The 22,686-nt window shown below is 63.0% G+C and carries 26 protein-coding genes and 2 tRNA genes; 16 read left to right on the top strand and 12 right to left on the bottom strand.

What is annotated here, in order from left to right; genetic code table 11:
- The first annotated feature begins 33 nt into the window (after positions 1 to 33).
- Positions 34 to 1,551 (top strand): pyruvate kinase, encoded by a 1,518-nt coding sequence (pyk, locus tag BWQ92_RS01455; RefSeq protein WP_076797909.1) that lies wholly within the window; start codon positions 34 to 36, stop codon positions 1,549 to 1,551.
- A gap of 164 nt (positions 1,552 to 1,715) precedes the next feature.
- Here pyk and BWQ92_RS01450 read toward each other — a convergent pair whose 3' ends face one another.
- Positions 1,716 to 2,321, bottom strand: coding sequence for an ANTAR domain-containing response regulator (locus BWQ92_RS01450; protein ID WP_003800911.1), 606 nt, complete (start codon positions 2,319 to 2,321; stop codon positions 1,716 to 1,718).
- Between the two features lie 205 nt (positions 2,322 to 2,526).
- Here BWQ92_RS01450 and BWQ92_RS01445 point away from each other — a divergent pair.
- Positions 2,527 to 2,608, top strand: a tRNA-Leu gene (locus tag BWQ92_RS01445).
- Positions 2,609 to 2,696: 88 nt separating this feature from the next.
- A complete protein-coding gene (locus BWQ92_RS01440) occupies positions 2,697 to 3,827 on the top strand; it encodes a tyrosine-type recombinase/integrase (RefSeq protein WP_076797908.1) in 1,131 nt (376 codons plus the stop codon).
- Positions 3,828 to 3,844: 17 nt separating this feature from the next.
- On the opposite strand, the gene BWQ92_RS01435 is transcribed toward BWQ92_RS01440, so the two are convergent.
- The 3 genes from BWQ92_RS01435 to BWQ92_RS24665 form a co-directional block, all read right to left on the bottom strand.
- A complete protein-coding gene (locus BWQ92_RS01435; protein WP_076797907.1) occupies positions 3,845 to 4,090 on the bottom strand; it encodes a hypothetical protein in 246 nt (81 codons plus the stop codon).
- Between the two features lie 191 nt (positions 4,091 to 4,281).
- Positions 4,282 to 4,497 carry a helix-turn-helix domain-containing protein gene (locus BWQ92_RS01430; RefSeq protein ID WP_076797906.1) on the bottom strand — a complete coding sequence of 72 codons (216 nt, stop codon included), beginning with the start codon at positions 4,495 to 4,497 and terminating at the stop codon, positions 4,282 to 4,284.
- A 44-nt stretch (positions 4,498 to 4,541) separates the two neighbouring features.
- The gene (locus tag BWQ92_RS24665; protein ID WP_442856758.1) at positions 4,542 to 4,802 is read right to left on the bottom strand and encodes an ArsR family transcriptional regulator; all 261 of its coding nucleotides are present in this window, start codon (positions 4,800 to 4,802) and stop codon (positions 4,542 to 4,544) included.
- A gap of 184 nt (positions 4,803 to 4,986) precedes the next feature.
- On the opposite strand from BWQ92_RS24665, the gene BWQ92_RS01420 reads away from it, so the two are divergent.
- Both BWQ92_RS01420 and BWQ92_RS01415 read left to right on the top strand, forming a co-directional pair.
- Positions 4,987 to 5,328, top strand: a complete 342-nt coding sequence (locus BWQ92_RS01420) for a hypothetical protein (protein ID WP_157365081.1) — start codon at positions 4,987 to 4,989, stop codon at positions 5,326 to 5,328.
- 41 nt (positions 5,329 to 5,369) lie between these two features.
- The gene (locus BWQ92_RS01415) at positions 5,370 to 5,873 is read left to right on the top strand and encodes a hypothetical protein (RefSeq protein ID WP_076803447.1); all 504 of its coding nucleotides are present in this window, start codon (positions 5,370 to 5,372) and stop codon (positions 5,871 to 5,873) included.
- On the opposite strand, the gene BWQ92_RS01410 is transcribed toward BWQ92_RS01415, so the two are convergent.
- Positions 5,827 to 6,150 (bottom strand): ArsR/SmtB family transcription factor, encoded by a 324-nt coding sequence (locus BWQ92_RS01410; RefSeq protein WP_076797903.1) that lies wholly within the window; start codon positions 6,148 to 6,150, stop codon positions 5,827 to 5,829. The genes BWQ92_RS01415 and BWQ92_RS01410 overlap by 47 nt on opposite strands.
- Before the next feature lie 193 nt (positions 6,151 to 6,343).
- Between BWQ92_RS01410 and BWQ92_RS24660 the strand changes: the two genes are divergently transcribed.
- The 3 genes from BWQ92_RS24660 (at position 6,344) to BWQ92_RS24130 (ending at position 9,126) form a co-directional block, all read left to right on the top strand.
- On the top strand, positions 6,344 to 7,249 hold the full coding sequence (locus BWQ92_RS24660) for a sigma factor (RefSeq protein WP_157365080.1): 906 nt from the start codon (positions 6,344 to 6,346) through the stop codon (positions 7,247 to 7,249).
- 120 nt (positions 7,250 to 7,369) lie between these two features.
- Positions 7,370 to 8,011 (top strand): hypothetical protein, encoded by a 642-nt coding sequence (locus BWQ92_RS01400; protein WP_076797901.1) that lies wholly within the window; start codon positions 7,370 to 7,372, stop codon positions 8,009 to 8,011.
- Between the two features lie 182 nt (positions 8,012 to 8,193).
- A complete protein-coding gene (locus BWQ92_RS24130) occupies positions 8,194 to 9,126 on the top strand; it encodes a C40 family peptidase (RefSeq protein WP_236783078.1) in 933 nt (310 codons plus the stop codon).
- Positions 9,127 to 9,746: 620 nt separating this feature from the next.
- On the opposite strand, the gene BWQ92_RS01390 is transcribed toward BWQ92_RS24130, so the two are convergent.
- The 3 genes from BWQ92_RS01390 to BWQ92_RS01380 all read right to left on the bottom strand — a co-directional run bounded on the left by BWQ92_RS01390 (position 9,747) and on the right by BWQ92_RS01380 (position 11,085).
- On the bottom strand, positions 9,747 to 10,067 hold the full coding sequence (locus tag BWQ92_RS01390) for a hypothetical protein (protein WP_157365078.1): 321 nt from the start codon (positions 10,065 to 10,067) through the stop codon (positions 9,747 to 9,749).
- Positions 10,068 to 10,675: 608 nt separating this feature from the next.
- Positions 10,676 to 10,930 carry a hypothetical protein gene (locus tag BWQ92_RS01385; RefSeq protein ID WP_076797898.1) on the bottom strand — a complete coding sequence of 85 codons (255 nt, stop codon included), beginning with the start codon at positions 10,928 to 10,930 and terminating at the stop codon, positions 10,676 to 10,678.
- 82 nt (positions 10,931 to 11,012) lie between these two features.
- Positions 11,013 to 11,085 (bottom strand) — tRNA-Lys (locus BWQ92_RS01380).
- Between the two features lie 226 nt (positions 11,086 to 11,311).
- Between BWQ92_RS01380 and BWQ92_RS01375 the strand changes: the two genes are divergently transcribed.
- Positions 11,312 to 11,737 (top strand): Hsp20/alpha crystallin family protein, encoded by a 426-nt coding sequence (locus BWQ92_RS01375; RefSeq protein WP_076797897.1) that lies wholly within the window; start codon positions 11,312 to 11,314, stop codon positions 11,735 to 11,737.
- Positions 11,738 to 12,783: 1,046 nt separating this feature from the next.
- Here the strand turns inward: BWQ92_RS01375 and BWQ92_RS01360 are convergent.
- On the bottom strand, positions 12,784 to 13,608 hold the full coding sequence (locus BWQ92_RS01360; protein WP_076797894.1) for a universal stress protein: 825 nt from the start codon (positions 13,606 to 13,608) through the stop codon (positions 12,784 to 12,786).
- An 8-nt stretch (positions 13,609 to 13,616) separates the two neighbouring features.
- The gene (locus BWQ92_RS01355) at positions 13,617 to 13,931 is read right to left on the bottom strand and encodes a MerR family transcriptional regulator (protein ID WP_076797893.1); all 315 of its coding nucleotides are present in this window, start codon (positions 13,929 to 13,931) and stop codon (positions 13,617 to 13,619) included.
- A gap of 137 nt (positions 13,932 to 14,068) precedes the next feature.
- Between BWQ92_RS01355 and BWQ92_RS01350 the strand changes: the two genes are divergently transcribed.
- The 3 genes from BWQ92_RS01350 to BWQ92_RS01340 all read left to right on the top strand — a co-directional run bounded on the left by BWQ92_RS01350 (position 14,069) and on the right by BWQ92_RS01340 (position 15,498).
- Complete coding sequence (locus tag BWQ92_RS01350) at positions 14,069 to 14,491, top strand: Hsp20/alpha crystallin family protein (protein WP_076803446.1); 423 nt, start codon at positions 14,069 to 14,071, stop codon at positions 14,489 to 14,491.
- A 136-nt stretch (positions 14,492 to 14,627) separates the two neighbouring features.
- Complete coding sequence (locus tag BWQ92_RS01345) at positions 14,628 to 15,068, top strand: J domain-containing protein (RefSeq protein ID WP_236783077.1); 441 nt, start codon at positions 14,628 to 14,630, stop codon at positions 15,066 to 15,068.
- A gap of 37 nt (positions 15,069 to 15,105) precedes the next feature.
- Positions 15,106 to 15,498: a hypothetical protein gene (locus BWQ92_RS01340; RefSeq protein ID WP_076797892.1), complete on the top strand. Its 393-nt coding sequence runs from the start codon at positions 15,106 to 15,108 to the stop codon at positions 15,496 to 15,498.
- A 37-nt stretch (positions 15,499 to 15,535) separates the two neighbouring features.
- Here the strand turns inward: BWQ92_RS01340 and BWQ92_RS01335 are convergent, their stop codons facing one another.
- Both BWQ92_RS01335 and BWQ92_RS01330 read right to left on the bottom strand, forming a co-directional pair.
- A complete protein-coding gene (locus BWQ92_RS01335) occupies positions 15,536 to 16,300 on the bottom strand; it encodes a hypothetical protein (protein ID WP_076797891.1) in 765 nt (254 codons plus the stop codon).
- A gap of 110 nt (positions 16,301 to 16,410) precedes the next feature.
- Positions 16,411 to 16,836, bottom strand: a complete 426-nt coding sequence (locus tag BWQ92_RS01330) for an Hsp20/alpha crystallin family protein (protein WP_076797890.1) — start codon at positions 16,834 to 16,836, stop codon at positions 16,411 to 16,413.
- A 1,200-nt stretch (positions 16,837 to 18,036) separates the two neighbouring features.
- Between BWQ92_RS01330 and BWQ92_RS01320 the strand changes: the two genes are divergently transcribed.
- Genes BWQ92_RS01320 through BWQ92_RS01305 form a run of 4 tightly spaced genes read left to right on the top strand, consistent with a single transcriptional unit; the run spans position 18,037 to position 22,680 of the window.
- Complete coding sequence (locus BWQ92_RS01320; protein WP_056345693.1) at positions 18,037 to 18,324, top strand: hypothetical protein; 288 nt, start codon at positions 18,037 to 18,039, stop codon at positions 18,322 to 18,324.
- A gap of 12 nt (positions 18,325 to 18,336) precedes the next feature.
- Positions 18,337 to 19,734, top strand: coding sequence for a hypothetical protein (locus tag BWQ92_RS01315; protein ID WP_076797889.1), 1,398 nt, complete (start codon positions 18,337 to 18,339; stop codon positions 19,732 to 19,734).
- Positions 19,727 to 21,229, top strand: coding sequence for an SCO6880 family protein (locus tag BWQ92_RS01310; RefSeq protein ID WP_076797888.1), 1,503 nt, complete (start codon positions 19,727 to 19,729; stop codon positions 21,227 to 21,229). Before BWQ92_RS01315 ends, BWQ92_RS01310 begins: the two co-directional genes overlap by 8 nt.
- Positions 21,230 to 21,255: 26 nt before the next feature.
- Positions 21,256 to 22,680, top strand: coding sequence for a hypothetical protein (locus BWQ92_RS01305; protein WP_076797887.1), 1,425 nt, complete (start codon positions 21,256 to 21,258; stop codon positions 22,678 to 22,680).
- The last annotated feature ends 6 nt before the right edge of the window (positions 22,681 to 22,686 follow it).

Below are 22,686 nucleotides of genomic sequence, written 5' to 3'. Positions count from 1 at the left end.
TTAACCAATGCAAGTGACCAATAGGGTAGGTATATGAGACGCGCAAAGATTGTGGCCACCTTCGGACCGGCCATTGCCAGCTACGAAAACACCCTCGCGGTGCTGGAAGCCGGCGTTGATGTAGCCCGCATGAACATGAGCCACGGTGACTACTCCGTGCACGACAACACCTACGAGAACGTCCGCAAGGCGGCGGCCGACCTGGGCAAGGCTGTGGCGATCATGGCCGACCTGCAGGGGCCGAAGATCCGCCTGGGCCGCTTCGTTGACGGTCCGCACCTGCTGGCCGTGGGGGATATCTTCACGATCACCACGGAGGACGTGCCGGGCACCAAGGAGATCTGCTCCACCACCCTGAAGAGCCTCACCGAGGACGTCAAGCCGGGCGATGCCCTGCTGATCGACGACGGCAAGGTGGCGCTGCGCGCCGTTGAGGTTGACGACGTCAAGGTCGTTGCCAAGGTGACGGTGGGCGGCTACGTGTCCAACAACAAGGGCATCAACCTGCCCGGTGTTGCCGTGAACGTCCCCGCGCTGAGCGAAAAGGACGAGGACGACCTGCGCTGGGCCATCCGCCGCGGCGTGGACCTGGTTGCCCTGTCCTTCGTGCGTGACGCCGCCGACATCAAGCGCGTCCACGAGATCATGGACGAAGAAGGCCGCCGCGTTCCGGTGATCGCCAAGATCGAAAAGCCGCAGGCCGTGGACCAGCTCCACGAAATCATCGACGCGTTCGACGCGATCATGGTGGCCCGTGGCGACCTGGGCGTGGAGCTTCCGCTGGAGGAAGTGCCGATCGTGCAGAAGCGTGCCATTGAACTGGCGCGCCGCTGGGCCAAGCCGGTCATCGTGGCCACCCAGGTGCTGGAGTCCATGATCGACAACCCGCGCCCGACCCGCGCCGAGGCCTCCGACTGCGCCAACGCCGTGCTCGACGGCGCCGACGCAGTCATGCTCTCCGGCGAGACGAGCGTGGGCAAGTACCCGATCGAGACGGTCAAGACCATGGCCCGGATCATCGAGTCCACCGAAGAGCACGGCCTCGAGCGCGTCCCCCCGCTGGGGACCAAGCCCAAGACCCGTGGTGGCGCGATCACCCGTGCCGCCGTCGAAATCGCCGACCAGCTGGACGCCAAGTACATCTGTACGTTCACGCAGTCCGGTGATTCGGCGCGCCGCCTGTCCCGCCTCCGCCCGATCAAGCCGGTTTTCGCGTTCACCCCGGTGGAGCATGTGTGGAACCAGCTGGCGCTGACCTGGGGCATCCAGCCGCAGCTGGTTGCCATGGTGGGCCACACGGATGAGATGACGGCACAGGTGGACCGCAGCCTGCTGGACATGGAACTGGTGGAAGACGGCGACCTCGTGGTCATCGCTGCCGGTTCCCCTCCGGGCAAGGCGGGTTCGACCAACTCGCTCAAGGTCCACAAGGTGGGCGACCTCGCCGACACGTCCCGCACGGGCGATGTGACCGAGAAGAAGGAAAAGCTCGGCCCGTGGCCGGAAAAGAAGAAGAAGAACAAGGACAAGGCGGCAGCTCCCGCTGAGTAGCCTGACCTGTCAGGGAGGATCCCCGGCGCCAGTTGACTGGTGGCGGGGATCCTTTCTTTTTGGTCCGTTTAGTGCGGAAGGACCCCTTCCTTAATGCGGCAGGACCCCTTTAACGCGAAGGACCCCGGCGCTGCCGGGGTCCTTCGCTCTTGCTGCCTTTGGCGTTAGTTGACCTGGTTGATGATGGTCTCGGCCACTTCGCGCATGCTGAGGCGGCGGTCCATCGAGGTCTTCTGGATCCATCGGAAGGCTTCCGGTTCCGTCAGGCCCATCTTGGTGGTCAGCAGGCTCTTCGCGCGTTCCACGAGCTTGCGGGTGGCGAACTGCTCCTGCAGGTCGGTGACCTCGGACTCAAGGGCCTTGATCTCCTCGTGGCGTGACAGTGCGATCTCCAGGGCGGGGATCAGGTCAGCGGGCGTGAAGGGCTTCACCACGTAGGCCATGGCGCCGGCGTCGCGGGCGCGCTCCACGAGTTCCTTCTGGCTGAAGGCGGTGAGGAGGACGACGGGGGCGATGCGGGCCTTGACGATCTTCTCTGCGGCGGAGATGCCGTCCATGACAGGCATCTTTACGTCCATGAGGACCAGGTCCGGCTTGAGCTCCTCGGCCAGCTGCACGGCCTTCTCGCCGTTGTCGGCCTCGCCGATGACGTCGTAGCCTTCACCGCGCAGGATTTCGATGATGTCGAGGCGGATAAGGGTTTCGTCTTCGGCCACTACGACGCGGCGCGCCGGCTGGGACGTTTTGTTTGACTCCGTCGGTTCTGACACGGGATCTCCTTGAAAAGGTACGGCGGGACTATGACTATCTTAGTTGGGCCCCGCGCTTGTACTTGGATCGGCATGGCTTGTTGCGACGGCGGTGGCGCGATTCTGGTTTTAGCCTATCTGCCTGTAGAGTAAATCCGCGCACTGGTAGTGGCTGCGTTGCTCACACTTCGCTGTGAGCCTACGATTGTTACTCCGTGTACTCCGCGCCCGAGTGGCGGAATTGGCAGACGCGCCGCACTCAAAATGCGGTATCGAAAGGTGTGTGGGTTCGAGTCCCACCTCGGGCACAGTGTTTTCGCAGGTCAGGGCCGGGTTCAGGCTGAGGGTGTGCACAAAAGCTCGTTTTCTGTGCACACCAGGCCTAAAATTTTGCCCATGGCCAGCATTTGGGAGCGAAAAAAAGCGGACGGATCCACCTCGTTCACAGTCCGCTGGCGCAACCCGAAAACGCGGAAGCAAGAAGGAATCACCTTCTCTACCGCGGCTGAAGCCCAAACCCTGAAACGGCTCCTGGACGCGAACGATCAATCGTTCGAGATCGCGCAGCACGCGATGGTCAAGAATCAGACGAAGGCCCCGACTGTGGCTGCGGTAATCCAGGAACACATCGATTTATTGGTGCGACCCTCCGTAGGGACTGTCCACACGTACCAAACGATGCTGAAGCTGCACATCGCCGACGTCATAGGGCACATTCCAGTCGACAAGCTTGACTATCGGCACGTGACCCACTGGATCAAGTCAATGCAGGCTAAGGGTAGGTCGCCTAAGACGATCAAGAACAACCATGCCCTGATCTATGGGGCCATGGAGACGGCAGTGATGCTGCGCTACCGGAAGGACAACCCGTGCCAGCGTGTTCAGCTTCCGTCCAGTGAGAAGGCGGAGGACGAGGCCCGGTTCCTGACGCATGCTGAATTCGGGCTCATCCTCGAGTGCATGGGGGAGCGGTACAAGGCGTTTACAGAGTTCCTGGTTATGACGGGACTACGCTTTGGAGAGGCAACTGCCGTAACCGTGGGGGACATCGACCTCATGTCCAAGCCGGCAACTATGCGGATCAATAAGGCGTGGAAACGCGGCACCAATTCGGAGTTCTACATTGGTGCGACCAAGACGGGTGCAGGCAAGCGCACCGTATCGCTAAACCCTCAGTTGGTGGAAATTCTCGTCCCACTCGTGGCCAGCCGACCTGGTTCAGACTTGCTGTTCACGACGCCCAAGGGTGAGCGGATCATTCACAAGCTTTACTGGCATCACTACTGGGTCCCCGCAGTGGCGGCGGCGCAGGCCCGCGGCCTTAAGAAGTCGCCGCGAATCCACGATCTGCGCCATACCCATGCGTCCTGGCTGATCCAGGATGGCGTTTCCCTGTTCACGGTCTCCCGGCGGCTGGGGCACGCATCCACTCGTACGACGGAGCAGGTCTACGGCCACCTGATGCCGCAAGCCCTCCAGGATGCCGCTGACGCGGTCGAGAGATCCGCCGTGATCTGGCGTAGTTAGACCGGCACGTGCGACAGCTACGAGGATTTCTGGCGAGCCTGCGCCCGGCTCCCAATGACCCGGACGGATGATGGCGACTGAGCTGTGCGTCGGACTTCGCGCAACTGGGCAATCTCTTTCAGGTGGACCGAGGTAAACACGATCTTCCCCTTGCCCCAGACTGAATGGGGGAACTCGCCCTTGGTCGCCCCGTCGCGGAGCCACGCCTCGGAACATTTGAGGACTGATGCCGCCTCGGCCGGTTCGAAGAATTCGAGTTTCATGCTGCTTCGGTCCCTTCGTCGATGGCGGCGTTGCCCCCTGTTTGTTCAGCACTAGCTCATGGAGCAAGTAACCAGCGGCTGCATGACCGGATTGTCGAAGGGAGGGTTTGCTTGCGGTCCCTGGGGCGCCATGAGGTGCGACCATGTTCCTCGGGCATGGGGACCGCTGTTCATAGTCCAGGGCTCGAGATCTATTCCTCGGCGTGCAGGGCGAGCCAGGCGACAAAGTCGCTGCGGTTGATTCGAAGGTGCCGGCCGATTCGATACGCGCGTGGCCCGACGTGCTTGGCACGCCACTGGTAGAAAGTCTGCTCAGGGATCTGTAGCTGCGCGCAGATTTCCTTGGGAGTCAGCCATGTTTCATCCGCGGCTTCGGTGTTGTGACTGCGTTCTGGAAGTGAGGTCATAAGGGTCTCCGTCGTGCTTGCCAGCACGATGGCCAGCTCGGTTCCTAGTTCATGGGGGAAGAGCCAACGGGCGGCATGACGGTGCCGGTGAAGCTTTCTGCGAGGGCTTCAACCTGCCGCTGGACTTGTTCGGGCAAAGCGTCGAAATGACTGGCCGAGTGCTGCACCAAGCCGGCTCGCCGCAGGAGCAACAGTTGTCGGCGAATTGCGGACGGTGACGCGCGAAGCCCAGTACCAATCTGACCGCAGGTTGATGGGCCGTTCCGCAGTAGGAAACGGATGATTTGGCTTCGCGTCCGGTTCATCAGGATGTTCGACATGGAGAGACCACAACCCAAGAATTTGCGGGAACCTGCTGCTGTAGACGGGTCTACAGCAGCAGGTTACTCTCGACGCGATCATGTTGGAAGAGGCGCGCCGTGGAAATGATCTTGAACAGGATCGGATAGTCGGGTGGCGGCATGCCTCCTGACGGGTGAGGGGCACGACATGCAGGACCATCCGCAAATTACAGCGTTCCGGGAGGCGGCCAGAATCCTCGCTGCGGATCGCTACTGGCACCACGGTTCGACGGGAGAGCAGGTAGAAGTCTTGCGCGCGCTGAGAGACGTCCTTACGGAAGTTTGCTTCCAGCTGGATGCTCACCGCGTGCTGCCGCGGGCCGTTTTACAGATTTGCCAGGATCTGGCTGCTCCGGGAATTCGGGACGTACCAGCTCCGCCGTCGGCAGGCTTCGTGCTGGTGTCTTACCTGGACGCCCGGATTGAGCAGTTGATTGCCGACTCGAACGACTCAGGGAATACTGGGGCGGAGGGGAGTCGCGGGTACTGACAGGCACCGCCGGTCCCCGGTTGTTGATCGAGGAGGGGTCCATGTGGGGTGCCGAGTCTGGGCGTGGTGATGCACTGTCCCCGCAGGCCCAGCTGGCACGTCGGCTGAATCTGCTGCTCGATGCTGCGGTGGCCGAACGGGGCAAGCCCTTGACCTTCAGGGAAGTTCAGGCCGAGCTCGCGGATAGGGGCATCAAGTTGTCCCGTGCACGCTGGTTTTATATGAAAGAGGGAACAGGCCGCCTGGTCAGGGATCCGGGTTTGCTCGCGGGGTTGTGCAGCATCTTCAAGGTCGATCCGTCGTATCTGCTCGGGAACGACACCGAGCTGCCCGAGCGCATTGATTCGCAGCTCGAATTCGTTAAGTCTCTGAGGGCGGCTCGAGTGAAGTCCTTCGCCGCCCGGACCCTGGGGGACGTGTCGCCTGAGACGTTGAGGGCTATCTCTGAATATCTGAACAAGGACATTGGGCGGCATCCCGAGGTCGAGCAAGCTGCCGCTAGTCCTCCAGAAGATACTCAAGGTGGGCAGCCAGAAGTTCCCTGATCCGTGCTGGGTTTGCTGAATATCGGGGTGACCTGCCGTGCCGTCTTCCGGGTTCCACGTCGACTGCAACGGCGCCAGCGTCCTCAAGCGCAAGCAAGTGCTTCGCGACGCTCGGCTCGCCGGCGCTGACCGCCGCCACGATATCCCCCCTGGTTGCCGGGCCATGCGCTGAAAGATAGCGCAGGATCTCATTACGTGCTCTGTTGCCGAACGTGGCCACGGCAGCCTCGACGTCTGCGGACCAGGCGTCGTCGTGAGGCTGCGTAATTCTAGGCATAGGACCATTCTTATCGAAGGCCGCTGGAAAAGTAAGTCTCACAGTCTTGACGATACTTTAGTTATCTTTGACAATAGTTTCCGTAGTCTCTTTGTAGTCGTGGTTGGCCCTGATCATTTGCCACCACACCAGAGGCGCCGGACTCGCTGGGCGCCGGAACTTATTGGATCGTCTACGCAAAGCGGTGAAGACCATGCGAGTCGAAACCAGGGCAGATCAAGCCCGGCAAGATCACGAAATCAAGATTGACTTCGATGTTTCCCTGCGCAGGGCCCCAGAGGCCGCTGCAGCTGCGATCCCGGTGGATCAGATAATGGTCGCCGTTGAAAGCGTGCGTGGATATGTCGTTTCGCACCTAGGTCGCATAGGCCGGGCCTCCGACGCGGACGACGTACTGCAAGACATAAGAGTCGCCGTGTGGGACGGAGTAGCGCGGGGCCGCTATCGCCAACTCCCCGGCGTTCCCTTCGGCGCATGGGTCCAGGGAATCTGCACGAACGTGTGCGCCTCTCACATCCGCTGGGAGATGAGCCATAAGACCTACCCACTACTCGGTGATCCTGCGGCCTGCAACGGAACGGCGTCTCTGGACGCTGCCGTGCTCCTTGGCATGGACCGGGCTGGGGGTCGGAGTTGCGAGAAAATCGTCGACCAGGAGTGGGCGCGAACGATTATTGAACTAACCCGGAGCAGCGTCTCAGCGAGAGATTGGGAACTCGCCCTCGCCAGCCTTGGTGGACCACGCCGATACGGTCCGCCGTCGCCGCAAGATCGCCGACGGTGGCATGCGGCCACGGTGGTACGCCAGACGGCTCGGACCGTGGAAAAGGCCCTCGAGGTTGAGCTGGACGCGGTCTGCAGCATCAGCGAGCTCTGCGAGCGGGCAGCAGCGTGCCTGCCCACAGTGGTGCTCCGCCGAACTGCCGCCGTGATTGTCCGCCCTGGAGTGCGTGGGCCAGAACGAACCAAGGCTTTGCAAGCGTTGGCCGCGGAGCTTGGCGTGACTCAGCGCTATGTGGCAGTTCAGATCGGTTTCGCACGCCGGCTGTATCAGGCCGCCTGGAGAATCATCCGGGCTGGGATGCAAGGCGTTGCCTGATCATGTCTAGGGCCGGTCATCTTGTCATGAGTAGGTGAGGAGGCAGGAATGTGGTTATCGCGGATCAGGTCGCTCCCCGGAGCAGGCAGGCGTCGATGGTGGTCTATTGTCATCGCACTCATGACCCTGACCACGGTCATTTTCGTTCTTTCGCGTCCTATGGAGGCGCCGGCAACCCAGCCTGCCCCTTCGTCTCGGACCGTGGCGGCATCCCCGGAACCGACGAAACCCCTGCAGGCGGAGGCGCCAGCGACGAAGCCTTCCATCACGAGCAGCGCAATGCCGGAAAAACCCCGAACTGTCGACTATCGCAAGTTAGCCTCGGCGGCCGCGAAGGCGATCTATACGTGGGATACGCGGGCGGCATCCTACTCTGAGGTCTACTCCACGCTTCGCAGCTGGTGGAACGTACTGCCTGACGGATCCAACCCGCTAGCGGTCTTTGTGCAGGAGTTCGAAGCAACCGGGATCAATGCTGGAAGCTACGCCTCTTTGGCTGGGCAGCAGGCGCGCCGGAGCGCGGTGGTGCAGTATCTTCGCTGCGACGTCGAGCTGGCCAAGGTGCGCGAGCGGCCGGCTCCGTGGGCCGGATTGCATGTGTGCACGGTTTCCCTGCGGGTTCTGGACCAAACGAGCTCTTCCCGCAACGTTTACACCGTGCCGGTCAGCGTCATGATGAACTGTCCGCCGGCTGATACGGCTCCCGCTGATCATTGCGTTGTGGTCGGCTTCTACGCTGCTGCGGGCAGGATCGTCTACTGATGCCGGCACCGGCCATGCTTGCGGCCGTGGCCAAGCGCCTTGTGCTTCTACGGGCGTTGGTGACCGCAGCTACAGCCCTTGTTATGGTGGGTGCTTTTGCGTTTTCCGCGTGCGTGGCGGTATTTGGCATAGACGGTGTGAGTGCGGCGCCAGCTTGCCGGCCAGAAGGCCTGAGCGGTGGCGTGGCCACCGAAGATGCAGTTCCTGTGAATGTCGTTCCTGGCAGTGAGGCGCCAACCGGGCTGTCCCCCCGCCAAGCCGCCGTTGCGCGGGGGTACCTGTCCGTCGGAAAACAGTTGGGCGTGCCTCGTGATGGCCAGATCGTTGCGATCATGATGGCACTGCAGGAGTCCAGCCTTAGGGTCCTGGCTAACTCGAATGTTCCTGCGTCCCTTCGCTTTTCCCATGACGGCGTCGGCAGCGACCACGATTCCCTTGGCACCGCCCAGCAGCGTCCGGCGGCGGGCTGGGGGAGTGTCGAGCAGCTAATGGACCCGATTTACAACGTGCGAGCGTTCTATGGCGGTCCGAGTGGGCCGAATCACGGCAGCCCTCGAGGGTTGCTGGATGTTCCGGGCTGGCAGTTTATGAGTAAAGGTCAGGCTGCACAGGCGGTTCAGGTTTCAGCATTTCCTGAGCTGTATGCCCGGTGGGAGCGTCAGGCCTCCGCCATTGTCGACTCGCTCGGCGACGGTGTGGCCACAAATAGCTGCATCGAGGCGCCCGATGCCTCCACGTCGGCCCTACAGCACGCGCATCTTGGTCAGATCCGAAAGGACATACTGCGGTTCACTCAGGAAGGTCTCGGGGGCAAGTACGTTTGGGGCGGAACGGCGTTCAAGGCATGGGATTGCTCCGGCTACGTGCAATGGATCTACCGGCAGGCAGGAATCAATTTACCGCGCGTCGAGCAGTGGAGGGTGGGCGTGAGGACTCGCACCCCACAGCCGGGGGACCTGGTTGTTCAGAACGCCCAGGGCCCGAACAACTGGGGGCACGTGGGCATTTACGCCGGCGACGGCAAGATGTACAGCGCCCTCAATCCCGCGGTGGGAACTCTGCTGCACCCAATCGCTTGGAATTCGGACACCGCGTACTTCGATCTGTTGAGGTGAAGTTGTGCCGCTGGAGTTAGCGCGGCAGCGGAACCTCCTCCGGCGGAAGCTCCGGGCGAACCCTTATGGAGCGCAGAGCGTGTCTGAAGGCTTGTCCCGACCAGGAACTGTCCGCGGATACCTCGACGACGACCGGCTCCACGAGTGTCAAAGCTACTGGTGATGCATCGCGGTTGAATCGGTCAAGTGTGCTGCCCTTCACCATCTCCGGCCAGGGGTGGGGACCTTCGGGGGGTTTAAGCCATTGTGCTAGCACCTGGCTATCGGAAGTGCACAGGACCGAAGACCGGCGTACGATTCGCAATGCCCCGTCAATCGGAAGACCTGCCACGATTTCAGTCGGCCGGTCGATTGGCCCGACTACAGCGCCGCAGATGATTGGTTGTAGTCTGCCGGGTCAAGGAGTTCGAAGTCGGCACCTCCCCGGCTGGTTGCCCGGGCCATGACTCAGGTTGCGACCTCCCTTCCTCGGCGCCCCGGGGCGGGTACTGCCCACTGCCACGGCGATCCTCACCACCTGTAACACCTCTCTCGGTAACGGCTTCACCGCAACATTGGTGTCCTGTCTGTGCGACCCGCTGTCCGGACCGGCGTCGGCGCGGCGTCCCTTGCGCCCGGGTTTACTGTTCCAGGACACTGTCGATTAGGTCTTTGAGGATTTCCCAGAAGTCCCTTGCCCGGAAGGAAGTGACCGGCCCCCGTCCCTGTGCCTGGCGGACTGCATTGGCGATGGCAATCGCTTCGGTGAACAGTTCGGCAGTGACGGCCGGGACACGTTCGGGTTCAAGGGCGAGGATGTGTTCGACCATGGACCGCGAATGCTTCTCAGCCTCCCCGTTCCGGTCCGGGCCCAGTTGGCCTGGTTCAAGCCGGGTCCTTGCTGTGGCGAGCCCGCGGTCCACGTGCGGGGCAAAACCGTCATCCATGTATTGAATCGCCATGGTTCCCTCCCTGATCGATTCCCGTCTTGATACGGAGCAAATCTGAAATGACGTCTGATCTGTATCCGCTGCCATAGATTTAAATAGCACCGGCAGCAAATTACTGGCAAGAGATTTTTATAACCGCCGTTCCGCGACCACAGCGGGTGCAGGCCGCCTGGGCCTTGGCCTCCTCACAAGGTCTCAGGTGCGGGGTGCGGCTGTCGGTGCCGAGCGTAAGCATGGGAATGTACCTCTCGTGCCGGACTGGGCAGGGCCGGCCGGCGGCTTGGCGTGGCCCGCCGCTGGCCCGCTTGCCTCGGCTGCCGGGGTACTGCCGGATGCCTGCTGCCTCATGACAGGGTCACTCCCGGGGACCGACCCCCTGGGGATGATGGAGATTTTCCTTATCGGGTCGGCTCCTGGCTGCAGCATTCCCCGGCAGGGCGTGCCCGGATTTGTGGAAGGGTGTCTTCCTGCGTTCCTGCCTGGCGTGACGACGTTGCGGGCGGCGCCGGGCTCCGGCATGGATTTCACACCTCTGTTTATTCCCGGAAAACGCACTGTGGCCAGGTGCTGGCTGGTCATCCCGGGATGATGTGATGTCCGCTGGTGCACCGCCCTGACCGTCAGGACAGACCGCCGGGCCGAGGTTTATTCCAGACCGGTTCCCTTCCCGGATGGTTCCGGCTGAGCAGGTCCAGCAGTTCGCCCTGGTTCAGGCCGGTGGCTTCACTGACCTCGGCAAGGGTGGCCTCTCCGGTGCGCAGCAGCGCCGCCGAGCATTCCCGCAGCGTCCGGCGGGCCACGTCCAGGGTAGTTTCGGCGTTTGCCATCATCGCCGCCAGGGCGCGCAACCGCTGCAGTTCCGCGTTCATCTGCATCCACCACCTTTCATGGGCTGCACGGCACGAAGGGCAGCGGCTGGAAAGCGGGAGCGGCCGGCGCAGCAGGCGCATTCAGGGGTGCACCCGGTGGGGCTCGAACCCACGACCCGAGGATTAAAAGTCCCCTGCTCTACCGGCTGAGCTACAGGTGCACCTTTGCCTGAAAGCATCCCATCACTGCTTCCCGACAGTTCACTCGCCAACCCCAGTCAATCTGCATCGTCCGCTATAGATTTTATTAGCACCGCCGACGGGCGCAAGCAAGAGGCCACCGGCCAAAAAATTGCCGGATACCCCTTGCGGACCGGGCGGGGCAGTGCTATTAAATCTATGTCAGCGGATACAGATCTGGATCGATGGTGATCAAGGAGGTATGCCATGTTGATGCTCGATCCATTCCGTCAGCTGGACCGCCTGGCCGAGCAGGTGCTGGGCACCGTCGCCCACCCGGCGGCCATGCCAATGGACGCCTGGCGCGACGGCGATGACTACATCTTTGCACTGGACCTGCCCGGCGTGGACGTCAGCTCCATTGACCTGGGCGTGGACAGGAACGTCCTGACCGTGAGCGCAGAACGGAAGGACCCTGCCGGGGAGGGCACGGAGATGGTCGTGTCGGAGCGGCCGCGCGGTGTCTTTAGCCGCCAGCTCATCCTGGGGGATGCCATGGACACGGAGAAGATGACGGCCGATTACGACGCCGGCGTCCTGACCCTGCGCATCCCCGTCGCGGCGCAGGCAAAGCCGCGAAAGATCGATATCGAAGTCAAAGGAGGCCAGCAGCGCCAGATTGACGCTGCCTAACAGACCGGGACGGTTCCCGTTACACGCCAACGCTGCCTCGTTGGGCGGGAAGGCACAGAAGGAACGCCACCGCGCCTATTTAGCGCACATGCAGCAGCAGCGCACGGGCCGTCCCGCCGGCGGTTTCCGGCCAGTTCTGGCCGGGAACCGTTTCGCCGCCTGCCCGGGCCGGCTCATCCGCGGCCTGGGCCAGGGGGCTACAGTCATCCTCCCGGCTTGCCGCTCCCGGTGCGGCCGCGGTCACCCGGCGAAGGAGGTGTGGGAGTAATGGAAGAAGGCCGCCCGGTTGCGTACACGGCACTGGGGAGAGGAACACCTGTTGTCTCCCGGTCAGGACGCGCTTTCGGAACACTGGACCGTGTCCTGGACGACGACAAAGGTCTCATCCTTCACGGAATCATCGTCAGGACGGGCCAGGGACCCAGGTTCGTGGCGCGCGACTCCATCGAGCGGATGACAACCACACACGTTTACTGTTCACTCACCGACGAACAGACCAGGAACCTGCCGCAGGCACCCTCCGGCCGGCACCCAGGGATCAGGTCATGGATCTCCCGGGCCACCACCGGCCGCCCACCCAAAACATGATCCTGACGAACGGCGGCCATCTGCCTGCGGTTTAAGCGAGTCACCGCTTTCAGGCCGCTGGGCTGGCAGTCCATCCCGCCGGCGGGGGCCTCCGGCACGCCGGAGGCTCATCAGGGCAAGGACGCGTCCTGACCGGCTGAGCGTTGGGACCAGCGCAGGAGAGAACCCGATCCAGCTCCGGCCGTAACCGCCCATTGGACAGCCCGAACCAGACGGAGGTCCCGGGCGGAGATGACTAAAGGCCAGCCGCAACACGCCCGCGGTGACTTTCGTGCAGCCAAGGGCCGCCGTAAACCAACATGCCGCGCCCGGTTCATTACAAAATTGCCGTTGACACTCGTGTCACCCCGCGGACCGGGAGGGCTGACGGTCAAGCCCGTAGCAGGGTTCCACATAGCCCTTAACTGCAAGAACCTTACGTTGAGCCCGCCACTGTCCCCGGGACCCTGGCCCAAGCGCTATCGGGCGATCAGGATGTTGCAGCGTGCCTGAGTCAGAACAGACGTTAGCGTTCCGGGGTGGCCTTGCCGTCCGTGGGCACCGAGGACCAACAGTTCGGCGTCTGCCCCTGCATCGATCAGCGCGGCCGACACGGGTTGCCTGCTCAGCAGTTGTTCTGTGGCGGCCAGGTCCGGGTCCATCGCCTGTACCCAGAGCATGGCGTTGTGCAGCACAGCCTTGGAATGCGCTGTCGGGGCAGTGTGTGCCTTCCAGGGCGGTTCGGGCTGTTCTGCATGAACGATCTGCAGCCCTGTGTCAAGGGCCCGGGCTGCACGCACTGATTGCTCCAGAACCTTGCTGCTGCGCAGGTGCCCGTCCACGCAGGCGACTACCGGTTGGCCTTCCCCGCGCCGGCTCCGCACGACGACGAGGGGGCAGGGGGATCCTCCGGCCAGGTCAAGGGAGACGGAACCGACCAGTTTGCCGAGCAGGCCGCCCAGTCCGCGGCTTCCAACCACCAGCAGGCTTGCGTCGAGGGACTCCTGGCGCAGGACGGCCGCCGGCAGTCCGGCCACCATGCGGGGCTCCACCTTCAGGTTTGGTGAGATTTCCGCTGCGAGTTTGCAGCCTTCGTCGAGAATGACTTCGGCTGCGTGACGCAATCCGCTGTCAGCCACCCCTTTGACCGGTCCCACGTCCTGTGTGAAGAGTGGCCAGATCCAGGCATGGATGATCCGCAGCCCGGTCCGTGCGGCCGTGGCGTAATCCGCCGCCCACTTCAGGGCAAGGAGGGACTGTTCGGAGCCGTCGTAACCGACAGCCAGCACCGCGCTAATCGTCACCTTTTGCCCTATTCCTTTTGGTTGTCCTGCTGCGCGGAGGTGCGGGCGCGCTTGAGTAGGCGCCGGAGGCGTGCGTTGTCCATTTCCAGTTCGAGCACCTTAGCAACGCCGGCGAGGTTGAGCCCGTCATCCAGGAGCTCTCCGATGCGACGCAGAACGGCAAGGTCCGCTTCGCTGTATTGGCGGGTGCCGCCTTCGGTCCTTTTCGGGGTGAGCAGGCCGCGGCGTTCATAGAGCCGGATGTTCTGCTGGCCTGTTCCCAGGAGTTCCGCCACGACCGATATGGCGTACAGGGCGCGCCCGCTGCTGCGTTGGTTTGTCATCTGCTGTCCCGTCAATGCCCGCTGTTCCTCTTGCACCAGTTTCGCACTGGTGCTATAAAAAATCTATATTCACCGTCACAGATAAACCATGGCGGTGGGTAGCCATGAAACCTGGATGCTGAAGGGAGTGGGAAATGATGTTGATCCGTACTGACCCGTTCCGTGAGCTGGACCGGCTCACCCAGCAGGTCTTCGGAACAGCGGCCCGTCCGGCGGCCATGCCGATGGACGCGTGGCAGGAAGATGGGGAGTTTGTGGTGGCGTTTGACCTGCCCGGGATCTCTCCTGACGACGTGGATCTGAACGTTGAACGGAACGTCCTCACCGTTCGGGCGGAGCGCCGTGACGCCACGCAGCCCAACGTCGAGCTGGTGGTTTCCGAACGGCCGCGCGGTGTCTTCAGCCGCCAGCTCATTCTCGGTGACACCCTGGATACGGACAATATCAAGGCCAGCTACGACGTCGGCGTGCTGACGCTGCGTATTCCGGTTGCCGAGCAGGCCAAGCCGCGGAAGATCGAGATCGAAAGCAAGGGCCAGCAACAGCAGATCGAAACCTAGCCCCTGCGGCGCATGCGAGGGGGCGGCCGCCCGTTCCCCGGCTTGGGACTTCACCCGGCCCGGGAGAGGCTCAGACCGGGGACCGGGCCGCCGGAAAGCTGCCCTGCACCGGCCCTTTCGGTGGCTGGGGGTGTTCATGATGACCGTTCCCGTCCCGGACCATTACGCGGTGCTGCACGTTTCCCGGGGCGCATCGCCGCAGGAAATCGCGCGCGCCTACCGGGCGCTGGTGCGCCGCCACCACCCGGACGTCGGCGGCGCTGACGCCGTACCGGCGGAACTGCAGCTGATCATGGAAGCCTTTTCCGTGCTCCGGGACCCCGGGCGCCGGCACGCCTACGACCGGGAAACGGCGCGGACCAGGCGTACCGGACCCGAGGCCGGGGAAAGCCGCCCTCCGGACCAGCAGAAAACGGCAACGGGGGACCCTGCGGTGTCCGGGCAGCGGGAGGAACGCCCGACCCCGGAAGGACGCCGCGCCAGCGGCCCGCAGGTGGTCCCGGTCCGCATAGTCCGGCGCAGGGAGCCGCCGCTGCGCGTCACTCCGGTCCGCTGGGAGAGCGGCCCGTGGAGCTAAGCAACACTATGCCGAATCTGAAGGAGGAACCCTTACGATGAGCGACTGGCGCCGCTACGACTCCCACCTGATCCCGGCCTTCCACGAGCGCTTCGAGGAGCGCTGGGGCAAGGGCACGGCACCGTTTTTGGATCCCGAGGCCCACGAGGAACCACTGCCCCGGGCGCAGTGGATCAACCCCGCCACCGGCGCCGCCCTGGCCGTGGTCCCCATCTGGACCGACGAGAAGGACAGCCAGCACCGTTCCTTCGGGGTGTTCTACCTGCCGCCGGCAGGGGATATCTGGATGCTGCGGCCCGGCTTTACCGGCTTCCTGGAACCCGGCATTGAAGATTCCGAGCATCTGGTGACCCTAAGGAACGACGCGTTCCGCAAGGCCGTGTCCCACGCCAACGAATTCCTCTTCGGCCCACCACCGCTCGTGGACTGAGGCGCCTCTTTGGGGGCTGATCTGTGGGGACTGATGCCTAGGTGCGCACCGGGGCCGTTCGTACAGGGACTGCACCGGCGACCAGTGTGCCCTGGGCGGCGGCGTGACGCAGGTCCAGGCCGGCCGCTGTGATGACCAGGTTGTCCCCGCTGATGACCAGGACATGGTCGCCGCCCCGCACCCCCTCAAGCCACAGGGCGTCATCCGGATTATCGGGGCGCAGCTGATCCCGGAACAGGAGTCTGCCGCCGATGCTGAAGGTCATCAGACCCTCGCGTGTGACAGCTATGCTGCAGCTGGCCGACGTTTCCACGGCATCCTCGACCAGGTCGCCGAAATCCGGACTCAAGGCCAGCTGAAAACCGTGAAAGAGCAGAACCGAGACCAGCGCCGAGGTCAGGTCACCACCACCCTCACGGAACGCCACCACCGGGACCAGGGTGTAGGCCAGCACCGGTACCGGCCGTTCCCGCCCGCTGCCGGACGCCTGCGTCAAAACCATCCGTGCGGCCACGGGGGTGAGTTCGTTGGGAGCCCACTGGCCCTGCTCGACGCTCAGGCCAGGGCCGCTGCAGCGGCGGTGACAGACGCAGTCGGTGAAGGTGACGTAATGGGTCCCGTCCGGGGCAGTGCTTTCTGTCACGTTCACCAGCAGTGAGAGCGGCTCACCGGGCTCCAAAGGCGTCCTGCAGGCGGCGCACGTGCTGGCCATGGAGGCAGCAGTGAGCACGTACTGCACGGTATCCCTGCCCTTGAATGACTCCAAACGCCCGTCCCAGGCAACATTGCGTGTGACTGGCATCGCGGCAAAACACTTCCTCCCCTATGCCCGGAGTAATTACCTTCCCCGAAAGGGGCTGGTGGTGCGTTCCCCGGGTACCGGGGAACGCACCACCACCCTGGCTGCCGCGGTTAGGCGCTGAGCTGCTGCTGGGCGCCGTGTCCGCTGGTGATTTCGATCTTCCGCGGCTGCGCTTTGGCGGCGACCGGGATGCGCAGGGTCAGCACCCCGCCGTCATATCCGGCCTTCACGTTGTCTGCATCCAGCGCCTCACCCAAAACCAGCTGCCGGCTGAAGACGCCCTGCGGGCGCTCACCGGCCACCAGCTCGGCACCTTCGGGGGCGCCGTTCTTCCGCTCAGCCCGGATGGTCAGGACGTTCCGCTCAACATCAACATCGATCGCGTCCACGTCCACGCCCGGCAAGTCGACCGCGACGACGAACTCGTTCTCTTCCCGCCAGGCATCCAGTGGCATGGCCGCCGGGTGCGCGGCCGTGCCCAGCATCTGCTGGGCCAGCCGGTCCAGCTGCCGGAACGGATCATTCATCATCAACATCACATACCTCCCAGATCATCAGTAAAAAGGATAATCTCTATCCGCTGATATAGATTTTTTAGCACTTCAGTTAACACCGCGCAAGTGGCCGTTCCAGCCCGCCCCCCCATCCCCGCCATGCCTCTTGGACAGCTTTCGCGAGGATAAGAACCCCCCGGTCGGCCGGCCCAGGGGTCCTCGGCAGGAGGCGGCGGTCCGCGGCCAGAGGCGTCCCGTGCCAGAACTGCGGTCCGCTGCAGCCTGCGCCTTTAGGGCACTTCGTGCCGGAGCGACAGATTCACCGGCGAGGAATAATCAGTGAACTTATTAAAAATAATCTGGACGTATCGCAGCTCAAAATGGCGGTTGGCGCATACGGTGCGCATACTATGTCTCCCAACCCTTGGGCTACGAGACGTCTCACTGGCGACTAGGTGCTTCCACGGCATAGGTCTGACTTCCGCGGAACCCTGCAAGTTCCATTGCGATCAGGAAATTCTCGCAACTATGTCTCGCAACTTTCAGATGAAATCACCGTAATCATTGTTAGTTATGAGGCAGATACGGCGGCCTGCCGAGGGGCCTATCCCGGCGACGCGACATGACCTCAGCATGGGCCCTACCATTCATGGTGACCACGCCAGTCCCAAGTTTTGGAACAGTGTGAAATTCTTGGACGCTGTTCCGGACCTCGATGCGCGCCATGAAGGCTAGATCGCTGACCCGCTGACGCCACACCCTAGAGTTTGCTGCTGCCCTTCCACTCTTCCGGCGTAACCCGCTTGATGCTTGATGAGTGGGCCCATCCCAGATGGTATTTGCCCGAGGGGTCAAGCCACTCAATCAGACCGTACGTGTGCGTCCAGGCCACGGCCTTCCCGTAGATGCCGCTTACGTACACGAGTGGCCGGCCATACTTAGGGAAGTCCCTGATTGGGGCCGGGTCATCTATCGGCCGGCTCTTGTCGGCGTCCATGCGGGCCATCATTCGCTCGAGGTCGTCAGGGGAACCACTCTTGATCACAGGACCAATCTTAGAACATATATTCGAATAGTAGGGCCGACTCTCGACTGACCAAGCCTCTAGCACCGGTGGCTGAGAAACGTTTTGAATCTGAACCTGCCAAATCTACGTCTAGTCATGTTCCGCGGCCCCACCACCTCCATGAAGTCGTGAGCCAATCTGCTCATTCCCATGGAAGTCGACAGACGGAGCGTGCAATGTTTCTCGCAGCGGTGGATCCTGGCATCACCCCAAACGCTGATTTTCCCTTTCTTGAGTCGCTCAAACAGATCGGCGGCGGCATCCTCGTAGGAGCCTTCGTCGTCATCGCGATCGTGGCGATCATCGGAGCAGCCATGCTCCTCGCCGGCAAGCTGAGCCAGTCCTCTCGGTTGGCTTCCGGGGGCGGCATGATCCTGCTCTGGACTGGCCCCGTAGCTGCCATTTTGGGCGGCATCAATGGCTACATCCTTTGGTCCCAGACAGCGTTCCCGCTCGGGTTCTAGGCAACATCGGTCATGCCGGTTGAGTGCGATCTGAACGGATGGTGGCCGCCCGGCTGCGGTCTCGTCTCGCAGGCGAACGACGGTGTCCAGAGTTCCATCACGGCGTTCTTCGCCGACCTTCTCGAAAACGTCGCTTCCTGGATATGGTCCTTCATCACGGGTGCGTTTGGCGCGTCTGACATTGACGATTCCCAGTGGGACTCCGTCAAGGGGCTGACGAACTGGTGGGTCGTCGTCATGATGACACCGCTCGTCATTGCCATGATCCTCCAGTTGTTGTCCGGACTGATCAGCCAGCAGCCCCGCCGCCTGATCCGTGCGTTGGTTGGCGGTGCCGCCGCGGTTCCGATGGTGGCCGGTGCTGTCTACCTGGTCCGGGAGCTCACGAAGGTTGGGGATTTGGCCGCAACAGCGCTTCTGGACTCCCTGGCTACGGACCCCTATGTCCTGTTCATGCGGCTCTTCGGCTTCGAGAAGGCGCCGGCAGACTCGGGCAGAGACTGGAATGTTGTCTCGTTGGCTCCCGGGACAAGTGGGGGCGCAGGGGGTGCCGTAGTCGTGACGGCGATGGCCGTTATCGTTGTCTGGATTCTGGCCTTCATCCTGATGTGCTCGATGATCTTTCGGTCTTTCGCCCTCATCTTGCTCGCCGCCGTCGCACCCGTGGCTCTCATGCTGATGCCCTGGGAGAAGACGCAATCGTGGGCGCGGCGGTGGGGCGAGATTGTGGTGGCTTTGCTTATCGCCAAACCGCTCGCCGCGACGGTGCTTGCCGTGGCCATCAAGCTTTTCGCCGACTCCAAGTCGTTCGCCGGACTCGCTGCCGGCGTCGTAGGCATGGCACTGGCCTGTGGCGCACCATTGATGGCATTGCGACTCGTTAGTTTCGCTGGTGGCGAGCTGGCCGCTGCCGCCCAAACCGCTGGCGGCGGGCATGTCCTTTCCCGAAGCTCCGGTTTTGCTGCCAGGCAGATCACCCGCCAAACGGGCGGACACTTGACGCTGGCTGCCTTGGCCAGCCGCTCGGCCGCAAATCGGCCGGTTCAGTCGAGCCGGCCTCAGTTTCCAACTCGGGCGCTGCCGCCGAGGGTGCCGTTGCCGGAACAACTGATGGGCACTACGCCGTCCCGCACTTCCGGCGGGAACACCACGGCTCTAATGCTCGGCGGCGGTACGTCGGGTCAGGGTGCATCGTTTCCGCGAGCGCGACGCGGCGTCAGTGAGCCGGACTGGAACCCGGGAGCGTCCGGCAATGGAACGCCGCCAAGCGCCATAAGGGAAGGGCCGCAGTCCCCGCCTTCGAAGGCGCCCACCGCTGCCACTGCTTCTCCGGATGCGGCTGCGCCGCCTTCTCCCATCCGCCCCCCAACCACGGCCAAGCCTCCGATTGACAGTGATACCCATGTCTGAAAACTCTCGAACTCTTGAACCCGTCAAGTTCCCCCGGTACGAGCGCCGAGGCCTGTTCATGGGCCTGAAATGGTACCAACTGCTCCTGCTCGCGGCCGGTGTTCTCGTGGGCTGTGTGGCTTCGGCAGTGCGCGGACCCGTTGGCCTTTTCACGGCCGGGCCGCTATGGCTAGTTCTGATACTGCTCGGATTGCTGCAGTACTCACGGATTCCCTACCCAGTGTGGATCAGCCATGCCGTGCTGTTCTTCTACAGGTTGGCCGCAAAACAGACCCGCTACCTGATGCGGCCGGAGCGGCCTGTCCTTGCTGGGCGGCTGGCGCTTCCGGGCGGGTTGGGGAACCTGGAGCTGCGCCGCGCTTCCCGCGGGGAGTCGTTCGTAGTGGACTCCCGCGGCAAAGAGGCAATAGCCGTACTGCGCTGCAGCACCAAGTCGTTCGCACTCATGGACGGCGACGATAAAGCCTGGGCCGTGCAGGCGTGGTCCAGGGTACAGGCAGGATTGGCCCAGCGGGGCTGCGTGGCCAGGATCGCCGTTCAGGACTACACGGTCCCGTATCCCTCCTCGGCCCTTCGTGACTTCTACGAAGGCACAGTCCGCCGGCAAACCGGTGACTCCGACGAACGCACCTGGGGCGAGCGCTCTTACGAGGACTTGATTGCTGCCGCTGGTTCCGCCATGAGTCACGAGTTGTTGCTAACTCTGGTTCTGGACATTGCCAAGGCCCGACGTCGGATACGGGAGGCAGGCGGGGGAGTCCTCGGCGTCGAACGGGTACTCCGGCTGGAAGTCGAGGCTATGACTACCGCCTTAGGAACACACAGCGTCAGCGTCGACCAGTGGCTGCCGGAGGCAGGCCTTCTCAACATCGTTCGGGCTGCCTTTGATCCAGCATCCGCAGCAACCACGGGCAGGCAACAAGCCGGCGTACTAACGGAACCGGAGGGGCAGAACCAGCCGGAGCCCACTTCCAGCGTCCTCGCTGCGCCCATGGCGGTCGAGGAGCACTGGACGTATGTGCGGACGGACACCGGCTTTCACCAAACGTTCTGGATAGCCGAATGGCCGCGGCAGAAGGTCTTCCCGGGCTTTCTCCACCCCCTTATCTACGTCGGTGAATTCCGCCACACGGTGACCCAGGTGATCCGGACTGTGCCGACAACTGAAGCACTCCGCGACATTCGTTCTGCCCAGGAGGCCCATGAGACCCGGAGACGGATCAACACGCGCTTCGACAGACCACTTACCCGCGAGCAGAAGGCGGAGGAGGAAGAAGTCGCACAGCGCGAAGAAGAGATCGTGGCGGGCCACGGGGATGTGCGGCCAGCCGCTTACGTGACGATCACCGGATCGACGATCGAAGATCTGGCCCGGTACAGGCAAGAACTGGAGTCGGCCGCCGCGGGCGCCTTCGTTGAATTGCGGCTGCTGGCTGGCCAGCAGTGGGCAGCGTTCGTGGCCGGGGGGCTCCCGTTCGGGCGGGGGCTACGGTGAAGCGCGCAACGCAGGCTGTTCAGTACATGCCATCGGGCGCGAAGCGGCGGCAGAAGGGACCACGGCTAAAGGACGCCAACGCAAGCCCGGTCTCCGGGTCCCTGATTCAGAACCTCAGCGAGAAGCTTGGCGCCCGGCTGGATAAGACTGAGCGCGGCGGCGACTGGGGGAGCCGAGAACCGAAGTCCCTCCGCGGTCCTCACCGCCTGCGCCCTGCACCCCACCGCGCGTCCACGATGACTTTCGCAGCGGCCTACCCGTTTATCACCGAATCAGGACTGGGCCACGAGGGTACCTACATCGGTACGGACGTCTTCGGGTCGGGGGCGTTTTCCTACGACCCATGGATTCTCTATGACAAGGGCGTCATCAGTGGCCCCTCGATCGTCGTCATAGGAACCGTCGGGACCGGGAAGTCAATGTGCGGAAAGTCCTTGGTTGCCAGGTCCATAACCCTTGGGCGGAAAGCCGCCGTCGCATCAGACCCCAAGGGCGAATGGGTCGCAGTTGCCAACGCGGTCGGCGGCAAGGTCATTTCAGTCGGTCCAGGCCGGCCGGCCCGCGTCAACCCGCTCGACGCCGGTCCGCGCTCAAGTGCCCTGAGCGAGGCCCAGTGGCAGGCTGTGGTGCGTCAACGCCGTCGCTACCTGCTCGTGGCGCTGGTCTCTCTGATGCGGCAGGGCATGCCGTTACGGCCCGTGGAGCACACGGCCTTGGACATGGCACTGACAGAGACCGTTGCCGAGAACTCGAACCCGACGTTGCCGATGGTGCTTGACCACCTCCTGAATCCGTCCAAGGAAACAGTCGGGCTGGTTGGCAAGGATGGCGGACTGGCGGTTGCACACTCTCTCCGGCGCACGGTCTCCGGTGACCTGGAAGGAATGTTCGACGCTCCTTCCACCGTTGCCTTCGACGCCGACGCACCCATGATGGTGATGGACACGTCAGCACTTATCGGCGCTTCCGAACAAGCACTCGCGCTCGCGGCCGCGTGCGGTGCCACATGGCTCGAGGCGGCCGTCACCAATCCCGACGGCGGCAAACGGCTTGTGGTCTACGACGAAGGCTGGCGCATGCTGGCCGACCCCTACATGCTCGCCAAGATGAGCGAACAGTGGCGCCTGGCGCGGACGTACGGCATCGCGAACCTGCTCATCATGCACAAAGTGGCTGACCTCAATGAAATCGGCGACAGCACCAGCGGTCACCGACAGAAAGCCCTCGGCCTGCTTACTGAAGCAGATACCAGGATCATCTACCGGCAAAAGCACGATGCCATGCGTCTGACCAAGGAAGCACTTGGACTTTCTGAGGCTGAATGCGAGCACGTAGAGAACCTCCCCAAGGGCGTTGGACTCTGGAAGGTTGGAAACCGGTCCTTCATCGTGGCGAACCGAGTGACGACCGATGAGTTGAAAGTATTCGGCACCGACGCCCGGATGCTCTGAGGACTG

This window comes from Arthrobacter sp. QXT-31 (assembly GCF_001969265.1).
Classification (GTDB): Bacteria; Actinomycetota; Actinomycetes; order Actinomycetales; family Micrococcaceae; genus Arthrobacter.
Note: the sequence above shows the minus strand (reverse complement) of the source record. Positions and strands in the feature narration are given on the sequence as shown.

Excerpts from the sequence above, each read along its gene's own strand:
- pyk (WP_076797909.1), top strand. The coding sequence starts at position 34 with ATGAGACGCGCAAAGATTGTGGCCACCTTCGGACCGGCCATTGCCAGC.
- BWQ92_RS01440 (WP_076797908.1), top strand. The coding sequence starts at position 2,697 with ATGGCCAGCATTTGGGAGCGAAAAAAAGCGGACGGATCCACCTCGTTC.
- BWQ92_RS01435 (WP_076797907.1), bottom strand. The coding sequence starts at position 4,090 with ATGAAACTCGAATTCTTCGAACCGGCCGAGGCGGCATCAGTCCTCAAA.
- BWQ92_RS01430 (WP_076797906.1), bottom strand. The coding sequence starts at position 4,497 with ATGACCTCACTTCCAGAACGCAGTCACAACACCGAAGCCGCGGATGAA.
- BWQ92_RS24665 (WP_442856758.1), bottom strand. The coding sequence starts at position 4,802 with ATGAACCGGACGCGAAGCCAAATCATCCGTTTCCTACTGCGGAACGGC.
- BWQ92_RS01420 (WP_157365081.1), top strand. The coding sequence starts at position 4,987 with ATGCAGGACCATCCGCAAATTACAGCGTTCCGGGAGGCGGCCAGAATC.
- BWQ92_RS01415 (WP_076803447.1), top strand. The coding sequence starts at position 5,370 with ATGTGGGGTGCCGAGTCTGGGCGTGGTGATGCACTGTCCCCGCAGGCC.
- BWQ92_RS01410 (WP_076797903.1), bottom strand. The coding sequence starts at position 6,150 with ATGCCTAGAATTACGCAGCCTCACGACGACGCCTGGTCCGCAGACGTC.
- BWQ92_RS24660 (WP_157365080.1), top strand. The coding sequence starts at position 6,344 with ATGCGAGTCGAAACCAGGGCAGATCAAGCCCGGCAAGATCACGAAATC.
- BWQ92_RS01400 (WP_076797901.1), top strand. The coding sequence starts at position 7,370 with ATGACCCTGACCACGGTCATTTTCGTTCTTTCGCGTCCTATGGAGGCG.
- BWQ92_RS01390 (WP_157365078.1), bottom strand. The coding sequence starts at position 10,067 with ATGGCGATTCAATACATGGATGACGGTTTTGCCCCGCACGTGGACCGC.
- BWQ92_RS01385 (WP_076797898.1), bottom strand. The coding sequence starts at position 10,930 with ATGCAGATGAACGCGGAACTGCAGCGGTTGCGCGCCCTGGCGGCGATG.
- BWQ92_RS01375 (WP_076797897.1), top strand. The coding sequence starts at position 11,312 with ATGTTGATGCTCGATCCATTCCGTCAGCTGGACCGCCTGGCCGAGCAG.
- BWQ92_RS01355 (WP_076797893.1), bottom strand. The coding sequence starts at position 13,931 with ATGACAAACCAACGCAGCAGCGGGCGCGCCCTGTACGCCATATCGGTC.
- BWQ92_RS01350 (WP_076803446.1), top strand. The coding sequence starts at position 14,069 with ATGTTGATCCGTACTGACCCGTTCCGTGAGCTGGACCGGCTCACCCAG.
- BWQ92_RS01345 (WP_236783077.1), top strand. The coding sequence starts at position 14,628 with ATGATGACCGTTCCCGTCCCGGACCATTACGCGGTGCTGCACGTTTCC.
- BWQ92_RS01340 (WP_076797892.1), top strand. The coding sequence starts at position 15,106 with ATGAGCGACTGGCGCCGCTACGACTCCCACCTGATCCCGGCCTTCCAC.
- BWQ92_RS01335 (WP_076797891.1), bottom strand. The coding sequence starts at position 16,300 with ATGCCAGTCACACGCAATGTTGCCTGGGACGGGCGTTTGGAGTCATTC.
- BWQ92_RS01330 (WP_076797890.1), bottom strand. The coding sequence starts at position 16,836 with ATGTTGATGATGAATGATCCGTTCCGGCAGCTGGACCGGCTGGCCCAG.
- BWQ92_RS01320 (WP_056345693.1), top strand. The coding sequence starts at position 18,037 with ATGTTTCTCGCAGCGGTGGATCCTGGCATCACCCCAAACGCTGATTTT.
- BWQ92_RS01315 (WP_076797889.1), top strand. The coding sequence starts at position 18,337 with ATGCCGGTTGAGTGCGATCTGAACGGATGGTGGCCGCCCGGCTGCGGT.
- BWQ92_RS01310 (WP_076797888.1), top strand. The coding sequence starts at position 19,727 with ATGTCTGAAAACTCTCGAACTCTTGAACCCGTCAAGTTCCCCCGGTAC.
- BWQ92_RS01305 (WP_076797887.1), top strand. The coding sequence starts at position 21,256 with ATGCCATCGGGCGCGAAGCGGCGGCAGAAGGGACCACGGCTAAAGGAC.